General features: G+C 51.3%; 10 protein-coding genes. 3 read left to right on the forward strand and 7 right to left on the reverse strand.

All coding sequences use genetic code 11. The features are described 5' to 3' along the window. The first annotated feature begins 115 nt into the window (after nt 1–115). Complete coding sequence (locus Q0698_RS03225; protein WP_298633684.1) at nt 116–1,204, forward strand: integron integrase; 1,089 nt, start codon at nt 116–118, stop codon at nt 1,202–1,204. 17 nt (nt 1,205–1,221) lie between these two features. Here Q0698_RS03225 and Q0698_RS03230 read toward each other — a convergent pair whose 3' ends face one another. From Q0698_RS03230 to Q0698_RS03240, 3 genes are all read right to left on the reverse strand, one after another. Continuing rightward, complete coding sequence (locus Q0698_RS03230) at nt 1,222–4,446, reverse strand: CusA/CzcA family heavy metal efflux RND transporter (protein WP_298633686.1); 3,225 nt, start codon at nt 4,444–4,446, stop codon at nt 1,222–1,224. Nucleotides 4,447–4,454: 8 nt separating this feature from the next. After that, nucleotides 4,455–5,675: an efflux RND transporter periplasmic adaptor subunit gene (locus Q0698_RS03235; protein ID WP_298633688.1), complete on the reverse strand. Its 1,221-nt coding sequence runs from the start codon at nt 5,673–5,675 to the stop codon at nt 4,455–4,457. A 160-nt stretch (nt 5,676–5,835) separates the two neighbouring features. Then, nucleotides 5,836–6,348 carry a hypothetical protein gene (locus Q0698_RS03240; protein WP_298633690.1) on the reverse strand — a complete coding sequence of 171 codons (513 nt, stop codon included), beginning with the start codon at nt 6,346–6,348 and terminating at the stop codon, nt 5,836–5,838. Between the two features lie 523 nt (nt 6,349–6,871). Between Q0698_RS03240 and Q0698_RS03245 the strand changes: the two genes are divergently transcribed. Both Q0698_RS03245 and Q0698_RS03250 read left to right on the forward strand, forming a co-directional pair. Next, entirely contained in the window at nt 6,872–8,329 is a 1,458-nt protein-coding gene (locus tag Q0698_RS03245) for an NAD-dependent succinate-semialdehyde dehydrogenase (protein ID WP_298633691.1), read from the forward strand. A gap of 293 nt (nt 8,330–8,622) precedes the next feature. Beyond that, entirely contained in the window at nt 8,623–9,618 is a 996-nt protein-coding gene (locus Q0698_RS03250) for an alpha/beta fold hydrolase (RefSeq protein ID WP_298633693.1), read from the forward strand. An 85-nt stretch (nt 9,619–9,703) separates the two neighbouring features. On the opposite strand, the gene Q0698_RS03255 is transcribed toward Q0698_RS03250, so the two are convergent. The 4 genes from Q0698_RS03255 to Q0698_RS03270 are packed head-to-tail and all read right to left on the reverse strand — an operon-like array spanning nt 9,704 to nt 14,653. Continuing rightward, a complete protein-coding gene (locus tag Q0698_RS03255; RefSeq protein WP_298633695.1) occupies nt 9,704–11,590 on the reverse strand; it encodes a DUF3488 and transglutaminase-like domain-containing protein in 1,887 nt (628 codons plus the stop codon). Beyond that, nucleotides 11,583–12,527: a DUF58 domain-containing protein gene (locus Q0698_RS03260; RefSeq protein ID WP_298633697.1), complete on the reverse strand. Its 945-nt coding sequence runs from the start codon at nt 12,525–12,527 to the stop codon at nt 11,583–11,585. The genes Q0698_RS03255 and Q0698_RS03260 overlap by 8 nt, the downstream gene beginning before the upstream one ends. Next, nucleotides 12,527–13,438 carry a MoxR family ATPase gene (locus Q0698_RS03265; protein ID WP_298633698.1) on the reverse strand — a complete coding sequence of 304 codons (912 nt, stop codon included), beginning with the start codon at nt 13,436–13,438 and terminating at the stop codon, nt 12,527–12,529. Before Q0698_RS03265 ends, Q0698_RS03260 begins: the two co-directional genes overlap by 1 nt. Then, nucleotides 13,439–14,653, reverse strand: a complete 1,215-nt coding sequence (locus Q0698_RS03270) for an O-succinylhomoserine sulfhydrylase (RefSeq protein WP_298633700.1) — start codon at nt 14,651–14,653, stop codon at nt 13,439–13,441. Nucleotides 14,654–14,666: the final 13 nt, after the last annotated feature.

Consider the following 14,666-nt stretch of genomic DNA (forward strand, 5'->3'; position numbering starts at 1 on the left):
AAAGGCGTGAAACGTTATTTTCACTTTGCTGGCTGTTCAGCGGAGGGGAAATTCGCTATCTCGTCGGGTGAAAAGGCGGAATGACGTCTAATTCTTGGTTTGGGGGTTATGAGGAATGGCGAAAAGTAATGGGGTTTGGGGTGCTATTGGGGGCGGCGGGAAGCGCAAAGCGTTTCAATCAGCGCTTATTGCGAGTTACCTCAGTGATATTGATGACCATCGCGTTGAAAATGAACCGCCTTACTATTCCGGTGGTGAGCCTCGTCTACAAACCCTTTTCCGAAATCGCTGCAGACAACGGGGCTTTTCGCATCGGACGGTGAAAACCTACTGGCATTGGATTCGCCAATATCTTAAATACTTTAACTTCAAGCACCCGCGGGCGTTAAATGAGCGTGACGTTGAGGCATTTCTCTCTCACTTAGCTCAGCATCGGCAGGTATCTAAGGCCACTCAAAACATCGCCTTTAATGCGCTACGATTTCTCTACCTTGAGGTATTACTACTACCGTTTGATAACGTTCAGGCCATTCGCGTGAAACGCGAGGCCCGCGTTCCTGAGGTGTTCACCCACGAAGAAGCGCTAAGGGTCATCAGTCATTTAGTTGGGCCGTATCAAGTGATGGGGCAACTGATGTATGGCTCAGGGCTACGCCTCAGCGAAGTCTATCGATTACGAATAAAGGACGTTGATATTCAGGCGGGACAAATCGTGATTCGAGCAGGGAAAGGCGAGGTTGATAGAATCACCCTTCTTCCTCAATCGGTCATCCCTGCTCTCACCGAGCACTTGACTAAAATACAGGCGCTCCACGATAGCGATATCGCACAGGGCTTTGGGAAGGTGTCTATGCCGAATGCGCTGGCTAGAAAATACCCGTCTGAACAAAAGTCATTGCATTGGCAGTTCGTATTCCCTGCTAGTCGTCTAGCCAGAGAGCCGATAAGTGGTGAATGGGTTCGCCACCACATCCATGAAACGAGTATTCAGAAATCGGTGCGCAAGGCTATCCGCTCAGCACGGATTGGCAAGCGATCATCGTCGCACACCTTTCGGCACAGCTTCGCTACCCGGCTCATCCAACGAAGCGTTGATATTACTACGGTGCAAAAGCTTCTCGGCCATAAGGATGTTCGTACCACCCAGATCTATCTTCATACTGCGGGTGGTATCACCAACATCGTTAAGAGCCCCTTAGACTGAACCCTGTGTTCCCGAGCTTAGATCTCGCTATCGTGGCCGTGTGCTAGGTCCGTGTTCCGCCAGCGCTTCGTCACCACATAGGCTAGAGGTATCACAATCAGCGTAACGAGCATGGCACTAATCATTCCCCCCACCATCGGTGCAGCAATACGCTGCATGGTTTCACTCCCTGAGCCGCTGCTTTGCATAATCGCCAGTAAGCTGAAGATTACCGTTGCAGCCGTCATGCAGATGGGCCTCAGTCGGCGTGACGCCCCCTCTAATACAGAAGTTTGCACCAACAGGTTCTCGTTGATCTTAGCCCGCTCTCCAAGCTGCGTTGGGATGGCTCTGTCAGCCTCCAAAGCAGACGCAGCCGCCGAAGCATTATCCTCGGCGCCATCAACGACAACGTCCTCGGCCGCACCTTTAACCTCTGATAACTTAAGATAACTGAGCATCAGCACGCCTAATTCCACCACTAAGCCAGCCAGAGCTATAAAACCTACCGCTACGGCAATCGATAGGTTGTAGTTCAACAGCCACAGTGCCCACACCCCTCCGCTTACGCCTAAGGGCAAGCACGCGGCAATCAACAGAACATCCGTTGTCGAGCGAAACGCCAAATAGAGCAACACGATGATGATGGTTAACGTTAGAGGAATGATGAGCTGTAACGTCTGTTTTGCCTCGGCGAGGTATTCAAACTGTCCCGCCCATTGCCAGCTATAACCCGGCGTTACATTCAGCTGTTCGCTTAACAGCGCCTCAGTCCTTGCCACGTAGCCGGCAATATCATCATCTTCCGGTGTGATATACACATAGGCTGTTGGTAGTCCGTTCTCGGTCTTTATTGCCCCAGGACCTTCATTAATCGTAACGCGAGCTACGTCGCCAAGTGCCACCCTCGCCCCGGAGGCAGTGACAATAGGCAATGCCGCAAGACGATCATCCGAGGAGCGATAGTACTGCGGGTAGCGCAAATTAATGGGGTACCTTGCCACCCCTTCAACGCTGTAACTCACGTTCATACCGCCCACGGCATAACGTACAACCTCTTGAATATCCCGGATGTTCAAGCCGTAGCGTGCGGCTTTGTCTCGATCAATATCTATATCTACGTAGCGGCCGCCTACCGTTCGCTCGGCATAAACGGATTGCGTTTGCACATCGCCACTAAGCAGCGTTTCAATCTGTTGGGAAAGCGCTTCAATCTCCGTCAAGTCTGGGCCTGATACCTTCAAGCCCACGGGCGTTTTGATACCCGTCGAGAGCATATCGATGCGCGTTTTAATAGGCATCACCCAGGCGTTGCTAAGCCCAGGCAGGGCAACCTGCTGATCGAGTTCAGCAATCAGATCGTCGTAACTTAAGCCAGCGCGCCACTGCTCTCTTGGCTTCAGTTGGATCACGGTTTCTATCATGGTCAGCGGTGCCGGATCCGTTGCGGTATTAGCTCTACCCACTTTCCCGAATACCTGTTCTACCTCTGGAATCTGAGCAATCAACCTATCCGTCTGCTGGAGTAATTGACGTGCCTTACCAATGGATATTCCGGCATCAACCGTGGGCATATAGAGAATATCACCCTCATTTAATGGTGGCATAAACTCCTGACCTAATTGTTGCGCGGGATACCAAGCACTCGCGCCGAACACGAGAAAAGCGAGAATCCACAGTACCGGCGTGCGCAACATTTTTGCTAACAACCATTGGTAGCCAGTCACCATTTTATGGCCTAGACCGCTGTGTTTTGGCGCCTTGAACTCACCCCTAATCAAGTACCCCATCAGCACGGGAACCACCGTTATCGCCAGGCCAGCTGCAACCGCCATGGCATAGGTTTTGGTGTAGGCTAAGGGGGCGAAGAGTTTGCCAGAGGCTCCCTCCAGCGCGAAGACAGGTAGAAAGCTCACGGTGATAATCAGCAGCGAAAAGAATAGCGGCGGCCCCACCTCAATGGAAGCATCACGGACACATGCCCAATGGCTTCGCCCTCGTTTCGCGCTGAGGTGACGGTGGAGGTTTTCAACCATCACAATGGCACCATCCACCATCGCCCCAATAGCAATGGCAATGCCACTCAAACTCATAATGTTTGCATTAATACCCTGCGCGCTCATGATACCCAGCGCTGCAACAATACCCAGCGGTAAGCTAATCACAATTACCAGTGTTGAACGGAAATGCCAGAGAAAGATGCCGCAAATCAACGCGACAACAAATAGCTCTTCGCCAAGACGTTCAATCAGATTTTGCTGCGCCCGTTCAATCAGCTGTGAGCGATCATAAACCGGCTTAATCTCAACACCCTCGGGCAAGCTAGGCGCTAACTGTGATATTGCAGCTTTCACTCCGTTAATGGTGTCTAGCGCATTCTCTCCCGCGCGCATCACCACAATTCCGCCTACCACTTCGCCGGCGCCGTTGAGTTCCGCAACGCCTCGGCGCATTTCCGGCCCTATTCTTAACTGCGCAACATCACCCAGCTGCAGACTCGCACCGTTATGAATTAATCCCAATGGAATGGCACGCAAATCTTCGAGTGACTGCACATAGCCGGAGAGCTTGACCATGTACTCGGCTTCGGCCATTTCAATGACGGATGCGCCAATCTCCTGATTGCCACCCTTAATCGCCTGTTCAACATCCTGCAAACTCAAGTTGTAGGCGCGTAGCTGGTTTGGGTCAACAATAACCTGATACTGCTGAACCATCCCACCCACTGTTGCGATCTCGGCGACGCCGTCCACGCTTTGTAGGCGGTAGCGAATAAAGTTATCGTGAAGACTGGTGAGTTCGGCGAGTGTGGTTTGCTCCGTTTCGTCAACCAGCGCGTACTGATAAACCCAACCTACCCCACTGGCATCGGGTCCAATCGATGGCGTGACGCCAGCGGGGAGCTCATTGCCCACTTGGGCTAGGCTCTCCAGTACTCGGGATCTGGCCCAGTAGGGATCGGTACCATCTTCAAAAATCACATAAATGAAGCTATCGCCAAAGAAGCTGAAGCCACGCACGTCTTTCGCCTTCGGTACCGACAGCAATGCCGTGGAGAGCGGATAACTAACTTGGGCCTCTACCACCTCGGGCGATTGCCCCGGGTAGGACGTTTTTACAATCACTTGTACTTCGGATAAATCGGGAATGGCATCCACGGCCAAACGCTGTGCGCCCACTAAGCCGGACACTAACAGCAACACTGCCAACAAAAGGGTGAACCCTCGGTTGGCAATCGCGATATTGATAATCCACTTAATCATATCGCCACCTATTGTCCATTAATGCGGTTGGAAGCCGCCGAGATATTGGACTCTGAGTCAATTAAGAACTGTCCCGAAGTCACTACCTGATCACCCTCGGACAAGCCGCGCAGAATGATCACGTCGCCATCGGCAGCAAGTCCAGCGCGCACACGGACGCTCCTAAAGCTGCTTTCGCCCACTTTGATCACCACTCTGTCGCTGCGTTCGCCTTTTATGAGCGCTTCCTCTGGAACGATAATCCCCGCCTTGGTCACGCCCGCTTCAATCCGCAGTTGCGTGAACATATTGGGCTTTAACGCACCGTCGTTGTTATCTAATACCACTCGCAGCTGGGCGGTTCGCAGTGCATTACTGACTACCGGATAAATATAATCGACTTCGCCCTCCCACTGCCTACGTGGCATACCGGCTACCCTTACATTCACGGGCTGACCTTGCTCAACCCAGGCTTGCTGTTGTTCAAATAACTCAGCACGCACCCACACTTCGCTTAGGTCAGCAATGGATAGCAATTCTAAAGATGGCTCTACATACATTCCCTCGCGCGCCATTAAGGTTGTCACTACGCCATCGGAGGGCGCCAAGAAGGCAATCGAATCCACCACTTCGCCACCACGCTTTATGTCGGCAATAGTCTCATCATCTAGGCCCATCAATCTCAACCTTCGTTCCGTCGCCGCAATCAACGCGGTGTTATTGCGCTGCACATTAGCGATAAGTTCGTTCTGCGCTGAGACTACCTCGGGAGAATAGAGCTCGAATAACGGCTGCCCTTTACGAACCTCGTCACCAATCGCATAGACATAAACTTTTTCAATCCAACCCTCAACACGCGAGTGCACATGACTCACATCATCTTCGGCATAATCCACGAAGCCAACGGTATCCACCGCTAATGCCAATCGCCCCGACTCCGCTGTCACCGTGGTAATGCCAAAGCTCGCCTGAAAACCCGGATCAATTTGCACCAACCCTTCAACGGACTCTTCGTAAACCGGGACTAAGTCCATACCCATGGGGCTCTTGCCAGGTTGATCTCTTCGATAGTTACTATCCATGGGAGCTACCCAATAGAGCGGCGGCTCGGCATCGGAGGCTTCTGCACTCATGGAGCTTGGAGAGGCCTCGTGTGCGATCATTCCGTGATCGTTAATGAGTAGTTGGGCGAACCAACCGGCGGCAAATAAACTAAGGCCAACTAGGGCGGCTACAAGTAGTTTCTTCATAAAAGAACCTGATATTTCTGAACGACGTTATTGGGTATGAGGGCTCAAAAAGCGGCTATCACCGGAGTGAAAATTCGAACAAATTTAAAGCTAACTCATCAATTTCGCAGCTACCTACTCAGTAATTCAGACTGTAATAAGTAACATTAAGGGGCGAGACTTAACGAATCGGAGGACGAAGTCGTTGGGAAGGTAAGGAATCTATGGGGGCTGGCACTTCAGTCGTAACAAACGTTTGGCTTATCCGCATCAACTGCTGACTACTACGCATCACCAGTCCAAAGCTCAGTGCAGAGCAATCCATGAAGCAACTTAAGGACATCAGCTCACTACCCGTTACGTCGGTCGAGCAGCAGTCGTGATTGACTAACTTCACCGCCGAAGCGCTACCAGGTTGGGCATTAGCCTCGCTACTGAGCTTTAGTCGGCTGTGGTGATGAGACATATCGTTGATAATGGCCGAGCTATGAGACACTTGGTGTGCTTGATGATTGTCACGTTCGCTATCATTAGTAGTCCGATGAACCTCAAACGGGCTGAACTGCATCGAGTTACTCGTAGAAACCAACGAAACATCGTTGAGCGGAACATCGGTATCAGGCGCCCAGGCGAGTGTGATTGGCGAAAAAACGGCCAATACAACGCATAACCAGCTCACTAATACTGTTCTCATTAAACTGCTTCCAAATGTATTATCAAGACTTTAGCACGATCAGGGATAAGAAGCCAACCCGAACTTACCGAAGTGCGGCGCCCTCTGCCATCGCTCGCTCCATCCGGTATGTTTTCGGTCATTGAGTTGTCGCATCACTCGCCTTGACTCACTGCTACGCTGCCTAGTTAACCCCGTCTCGCCTTAGACATCCTGCACTGAGTGAAAATACGAGCGGAAATCTTCGCCGTGAATGGCCAACAATGTGGTTAGCAGCAAGATTTAACGAAAATATTCAAATGGCTTGTGAGCGTATCGATGAAGCGCAAGTTCGGTGACTTAATGAGTAATAACTATCAATGATTTTTCTTGGTAGTGTCCAAAGACGACTGCACATTCATAGAGGTTGCGATAAACTCATTTGAAATCTAAACTGCACTGATAAATATATTTAACACCTGTTCGATAAAATCAACCGAACGTCTAATGCAATCAGCAGATAAACAATTCAGCTGATAGAACCTTACGAAGCTTGGAGGCTAACATGGCACTGCAACTGAAAGATCCCTCACTACTGCAGGGGAAGTTACTCATTAATGGACAGTGGGTTGACGCTGATTCGGGCGAAACTGTGGACGTAACTAACCCCTCAACGGGTGAAATTGTTGCCAAAATAGCTAAGGGTGGTCAGGCCGAAACTCAACGTGCGATCGAAGCCGCTGAAGCCGCGCTTCCCGCATGGCGTAACAAAAGTGCCAAAGAGCGTGCTGTATTATTACGCAACCTCTTTAATCTAATGATCGAACACCAAGATGACCTGGGCGCTATTCTTACAGCCGAGCAAGGCAAGCCTTTGGCGGAAGCTAAGGGCGAAATTGCCTACAGTGCAAGCTTTTTGGAATGGTTCGCTGAAGAAGGAAAGCGTCTCTATGGTGATGTGATCCCAGCACCCAGTGCCGACAAACGAATGGTCGTGATCAAGCAAGGTATCGGTGTAGTAGCCGCTATCACGCCGTGGAACTTCCCATCCGCAATGTTGGGTCGCAAGCTAGGGCCTGCGTTAGCTGCCGGTTGCACCGTGGTTTGTAAGCCAGCTAATGCTACGCCACTTTCGGCCTACGCAATTGGTGTACTTGCCCAACGTGCGGGTCTTCCAGACGGTGTCATCAATATGATTACCGGTCGTACTTCGGAAATTGGTGACGAGCTAACGGGTAATCCAATTGTTAAGAAAGTAACCTTCACGGGTTCAACACCTGTAGGTAAGCACCTGATGGCACAGTGTGCGCAAACGGTAAAACGCACCTCGATGGAACTTGGCGGTAACGCTCCATTTATTGTCTTCGATGACGCAGATCTAGACGCCGCAGTTGCCGGTGCCATGATGTCGAAGTACCGCAATGCTGGACAAACCTGTGTTTGCGCTAACCGCCTATTAGTTCACGAATCCGTCGCAGAAGCGTTCACCGCTAAGTTAGTTGCTGCGGTTGCAAAGCTAAAGATGGGTGACGGGTTCGGAGACGGAGTTACGCTCGGGCCGTTGGTTGACGAAAAGGCAGCCAAAACCGTCAAGACATTCATCGACGACGCAGTAAGTAACGGCGCTAAAATAGCGGCTGGCGGTAACGACGGAGGTCTAGGAGGCTGTTTCGTAGCGCCTACTATCCTGACCAATGTGACCACTGATATGAAGGTATTCCGCGAGGAAATTTTCGGCCCAGTTGCCCCCATCTTTACCTTCAAAACGGACGAAGAAGCGGTCGCTATGGCAAATGATACTGAGTTTGGCCTAGCGTCGTACTTCTATTCCCGTGATATCGGTCGGGTTTGGCGTGTCGCTGGACAGCTAGACTACGGTATTGTCGGTATCAACGAAGGTATCATTTCTACCGAAGTGGCGCCTTTCGGCGGTGTGAAGGAATCCGGTAACGGTCGTGAAGGTTCCAAGTACGGGATGGATGACTACACTGAAATTAAATACCTCTGCATGGGTGGACTCTAAGCTAGTCACCGCAAGCTTTGAGGTACTGAACGCGTCAGCAACAGATTCTCAAGCAGTTAATCCTTTGAAAGCACGCTAACAACTAGCGTGCTTTTTTATAACTACTTGAAACCATTCCGTTTGTACCCGACCCCAAGTTCCGACCCCAAGTTCAAGTTATGTACCCGACCCCAACTGCTACCTCAACTGAATTGAGGCAGAACGCAAGTTTCGGTTTATCTAGGTAGCGCTTCGGTAGCGACAAACTATAGAATGACGAGTAATCGTTAGTACAAGAATTTTGGAATCCAATTATGTCGTCCTTTCGTCCCGCTCGCGGACTTAGTAATCCCCATCTTCAGTCTATTTTATCCAGTATGGGGCCACGCAAAGTGTTAGAGCCTAAACGGGCTAAGAAACTGACCCAGAATGCCGAAGAAGTGGTCATCGAAACGCCGGAAGGAGTGAAGCTACTGGCATATCTAACCAAGCAGTCTTCGATATCGAGTGGCACGGCTAAAGGCCTGGCAATTATTCTTCATGGTTGGGAAGGTTCATCAGATTCGCTTTATGTACTCTCAACGGGCAGAAAGATGCTAACGGCGGGTTATGATGTACTTCGTCTTAATTTACGTGATCATGGCAACAGCCATCACCTTAACGATGAAGTATTTAACTCAACCCGTCTTCAGGAAGTTATCGACGCCGTGAAACTAGCCTGTGATGCTTGGGGTGGCCAACATAATGTGCTCTGTGGGTACTCACTGGGTGGGAACTTTAGTGTCCGCGTGGCGCGTTATGCGCACGAAGCCCATATCAATCTGCATCAGGTAGTGGCCATCTGCCCTGTCCTGCACCCTCCCACTACCATGGAAGCACTCAACAACGGAGTCAGTCTCTACGAACAATACTTTGTCCGTAAGTGGAAGAAATCCCTAAACACCAAGCTTACTCATTTTCCGAGCCTAGATTTCGGTCCAGCACTTCCCAAACTTAAGACCCTAGATCAAATGAATGATTTCTTTGTGTTGGGTTACACGGACTTTGAGCAGACTAATGATTACTTCGAGGCCTATGCCATCGTGGGTGATTTTCTGGCGGAGTTATCAACGCCAACCACAATAATTACCTCCGCGGATGACCCAATGATTCCCCCTGCTCACCTGAAGGAACTAGCACCTTCCGGTTATCTGACGGTTGAGCTAGAGCAATTCGGTGGTCACTGCGCGTTCATCAAAGATTGGCGCTTTGACTCGTGGGCTTCGGATCGCATTGTTGAGATAGCACACAGTAGCTATTCCCAGCAGTAGCTTACTTTGTGAGCAGATCTGCACGAGACACCGAAAGCCCCGTGTAGTGAAGACCTGACGGATGGATCATACGCAATGGCTGGCTTTAACCACCGTACTCGTCGGAATAATATCGTTTAGTAGCGTCATCTAATGCCCCTACCATCGAGGGAGCGCTGGCTTTAACCCGCGATAAAAACTGCTGTGGGGTTTCGCCTTTGTGCGGCTTGATGCCTTCTCTTCTTAGCGGCTTTAACGCCCGTTGATAGCGTTTCGCAGCCGCTGAGTAACGCGGACGATTACGCCAAGTCTGCCAGCCCAGGGACGCGCCAATGATCACCAACATTGTAGCCAACAGTGCTGCCGCGCTCTGCCAGATCGAAGCGATACCAATGCCATCTAACCAACCTTGGCGACGCTGTTCATTAAAACCGGACACCCAGTTAGCGAACCGGTAATTCACGGCGTCCAAGCGGAGCGCCAAGCTTCGTAACATCTCATTACTTGAAGACTGCAACCAACCCTGATCGGCCAACCAACTTACAGCCTCGCCGTCGCCATCCAAACCGCGCTCAATCCGCTCAGGCGCAACATAGGCAGTCGGGTCAACCTGGACCCAACCCTGCCCAGCTATAAAGATTTCTGCCCAGGCATGTGCATCACTCTGTGCCACTCGGAGGTAGGGTTCAAAGGGAGATTCCTCCCCTCCCTGATAGCCAACCACTACTCGGCTTGGAATACCCGCGGCACGCATCACAAAACTAAAACTGGAAGCAAAATGCTCACAAAATCCACGTTGTGTTTGAAATAAAAATTCGTCCACAGAATCATCACCCAACCCGGGAGGTTCAAGTGTATAGGTGGCGTTGTAAAAATAGTGTTGTAATACCGATTCAACCACCGCGTCTGGGCTACCCAGTTCTGCTAACTCTTCGCCCCAAGCCCTTGCCATGGGGTTGTTGTCACTTAATCGCAAATAGTAGGCGCGTTGATCCTGCGTTAGCACTCCCTGGCCAAGCTGGCGATCTTGCGCTTCGCAGAGACGATAGCTTAACCGCTTCGCCAGCGGCTGCTCCGAACGTAAGGTTTGATTCGAATAGCGGCGTATCTCGGCACTGGGCGAATCGGCCCCCTGAAGCTGAAATAACCAAGGTTGAAAATGCGGTTCGACGCTTAGCGTGTACTCGTAACTGCTGTGTTCACAATTCGTCATTCCCTGCGGTGCGTAACCTGACGGTGAATAACGCCCGGTGCGCCATGCTCGACCGTCAAAATAATCCAATACCAGTGCCCGCCAATAGCGATCACGCGGCTGCGGGTAGTCACCACGTACCGTCTCAACCCGAAACGCCGTGGCATTAGACTGAGCTAACGATGCGATATCACCTGGGCTTACTCTATCGCTGAGCCCTGTGACGGCCCTATCGCGCTGCAATGGAATTTGCCAGAGTGAACCGGTAGCGGGGAGGAGAACAAAGAGTATTACCGCAATCAGCAGACTGACTAGCCCCGCTACTGTGGCCCTGGCGATAGACGAACGGAAGTTATTGCTGTGAACGAAGACTAAAACGCTTAGCGCATACACACTGAGTAGTAATGCCCAGAGGCTAAAGAGTAAGGTCTGCGCGTACAGTAGTCCACAAAACGCCACGAAGAAGGTTAGCAAGAGTAAGATATAGGCATCACGCAGACGCTGAGACTCCAAAAACTTAGCGGTCCACATAATAAGCAGCAGACTAACCATGGCGTCCAGGGAAAAAACACTGCTGTAACTCGCGGCAATAATACTGATGCCACCCGCCACTAGCAGTAGCTTTTGATATTTACCCAACGCATTCAGCCAGCCAAAGCTTACCGCTAACCGGGCGATTAATAGTAACGGCACCGCAACGTTTACCCCCCAAGCCAACTCGGTCGCAAAAGGCAGGTAGGCAAAGATGATGACACTCGCGAGTGCGGCTAACTGAAAGCGATTAATTGGTAATTTAGTCATCCGTATTACCTTGGCCATGCAGCGCCAGCGCCTTAAGAACTTGCCGATAGTGATGTTCACTACTGGCGAGATCAAAGTGCTGCTGCCCGAGGCGAAGCCCCAGCGCCTGCTGGTTACTTTGCGCTGAGAGTACCCAGAAACACAGTACCGAAAGACGCTGCTCTGCGTGCCCACTCAAACGGTCAAAGTCCAAGATCCATGCGCCCGCACTGGGCGATCCGTAGTGTTTACTAAACCACTGCTGAGTCTTCGCCAAAGCCTTCCAGTCAACACGAGATAACGGCTCGCCGGGTTGGTATGTCCGCAGCTCATTAAAGTCTTCTCCGCTGCCCGTAATAAGCTGCCGACTCGCCTGTTCAGTATCATCACTCGCATGTTGAGAAAGCGGCATGAAGACACTCGCTAGCGGTGCCGGATAGCCAATGCAAGGTTTAGTGAAACGCAGTACCGTCCAACAGCGGAAAAGCCCAAAGGGTAACAGGGTACGAATCTTAATGGCGGGTAGCGCATAGTAACCGCGTTTTGGGACCGTCAGCTGCCCAATATACTCGGTCTGACCATCTGGCCAGCGCTGCCATTCACCCTTATCTATTTGAACCTCAAGCCCCCCGTTAACTCCCTCTAACTGCAGCTTAATTCGAGCAAGCTCGTCTGCGGGTGCCTCGCTGACGGAAAGCAATCGGACCTTTGCGCCCTGCAACTGACGATGTGTCATCCACATGGTTACAACGAAAACACTGAGTAGCCACCAAGCCAAAAAGCGCGCTGGGTTGTTATCATAGTTGGCTGCACCTACCCATACTAAGCCAAAAATAGCCAGCCAGAAGAATCCTACGATAGTCGGTATAATATAGAGGTTACGATGTGTTAAACGAATTTGATGATCGGCCGTGCTACGACGAACAGCCCATCGCTGAAAGCGTTGAGCCAACTTCATTAGGCGGCAATGACGTCAACGCTGGCGAGTAGCTTCGTACTCGCATCACGCGCTTCGGCGACGCTAGCATGAGGCAGCAGACGATGCCCTACTACCGCATGAAACACCGCTTGGATATCATCGGGAAGCACTACCTGACGACCTTCAATGAATGACCACGCTTTCGCAGCTTGAATCAAGGCTAAGCCGCCGCGCGGAGACAGTCCGTGGTGGACTCCACCTAACTCTCTACTCGCCCGAATTAATCGCAGTGCATAGTCGGTAACCGCTTCACTAGCCTTGACTGCCGTAACCTGTGCTTGAAGTTGCGCAATGGTTTCGGCATTGCCTAGCGCCGCTAAATTAGGAATTTGTAGTCGCGGATTACGCCCTTGAAGAAGTCCTCGCTCCGCTTCAACACTGGGATAACCCAACTCAATACGCATCATGAAGCGATCAAGTTGAGATTCTGGCAAATTAAAGGTGCCATCTTGGGATAGCGGGTTTTGGCTTGCTACCACAAAGAAGGGCTCCGGCAGGCGATAACGCTTACCATCCACACTTACCTGTCGCTCTTCCATGGCCTCTAGCAGGGCACTTTGGGTCTTTGGGTGAGTTCGGTTGATCTCATCGGCTAATAACATTTGGCTAAAAACGGGACCGGGATGGAACTTAAATTCCTGCTTAGCGGTATCGAAGATTGACACGCCAATGATGTCCGCTGGCAGCATATCACTGGTGAACTGGGCCCGTTTGAATTTAAGGCCCAACGTCCTTGCCATCGCCTGTGCAAGTGTGGTCTTGCCCAACCCAGGCAAATCTTCAATCAGTAGGTGGCCGTTCGCAAGTAGACAACTTAGCGCCAGTTTAGTTTGCCCAGATTTACCTAGCACTACCTTATCAAGCTGCTTTAAAACTGCTGTCGTCAACATTTAGGTAACCGCCTCAGAGGCCGCCAAGCCACGGGCGAAGTCCTCGCGCAAATCTTCAACATCCTCTAAGCCAACACACACCCGAATAAGGTTATCACTGATTCCCGCTGCATCGCGCTCCGCCTGGCTAATTCGACCATGAGTTGTGGTAGCAGGGTGAACAATCGTAGTTTTCGCATCGCCCAAATTGGCTGTGAGCGAACAAATTCGGGTGGCATCAATAAACGCCCAAGCGCCAGCTTGCCCGCCGTTGACAGTAAAGCTCATTACGCTGCCATAGCCTGACATCTGTTCACTGGCCGCTGCATGCGACGCGTGCGATGGTAAACCACAGTAATTCACTTTACCAACCGAAGGCTGAGCTTCAAGCCACTGAGCTAAGTCCATCGCATTAGCTGAATGCGCCTTCATTCGCAAACTCAGTGTTTCTAAGCCCTTAAGGAAAACCCAGGCATTAAACGGGCTCATCGTCGGTCCGCAGGTGCGCACGTACACCACGAGCTCATCAATCAATTCCTGTTTACCGCAAACGGCTCCGCCTACAACTCGCCCCTGCCCATCCAGGAACTTAGTGGCTGAGTGCACCACCAGATCAGCACCGTGCTCAATAGGACGCTGTAGCGCTGGCGTACTAAAACAGTTATCGACGGCCAGCAGTGCGCCCACCGATTGGGCAATTGCGGCAACCTCTTTAATCGACACGACATCATTCGTCGGGTTAGACGGCGTTTCCATAAACAATAACTTGGTGTTGCTATCTACGGCATCGCGCCATGCACGAACATCACACAGATCAACAAACTCGGTGCTGACGCCAAACTTCGTCATATAACGGTTGAATAACGCGGTAGTGGTACCGAATACACTACGGGAACAGACGACTTTATCTCCGGCAGCTAAGAAGCTCATGCAACAGGCGAGAATTGCGGCCATTCCCGAGCTTGTTCCTACCGCTGCGTCAGCGCCTTCCATTGCTGCTAAACGTTGTTCAAAGGTGCGAACCGTCGGGTTGGTGTAACGAGAATAAACATTAGCATTTCGCTCACCGTTGAAGCGAGCAGCCGCATCCGCGGCACTGTCGAAGATGTAGCTAGAGGTAGTGTAAATGGGCTCGCTATGCTCGCCTTCCATGGTTCGCTCATGCCCAGCTCTCACCGCTAGGGTATCTAAGCGGGCCTCTGCTAGGCCCTCTGCCATCTGTTTATTACGATCCATGCTTACCTACCCT

Origin of the sequence: uncultured Umboniibacter sp. (assembly GCF_947497555.1) — a bacterium.
Taxonomy (GTDB): domain Bacteria; phylum Pseudomonadota; class Gammaproteobacteria; order Pseudomonadales; family DSM-25080; genus Umboniibacter.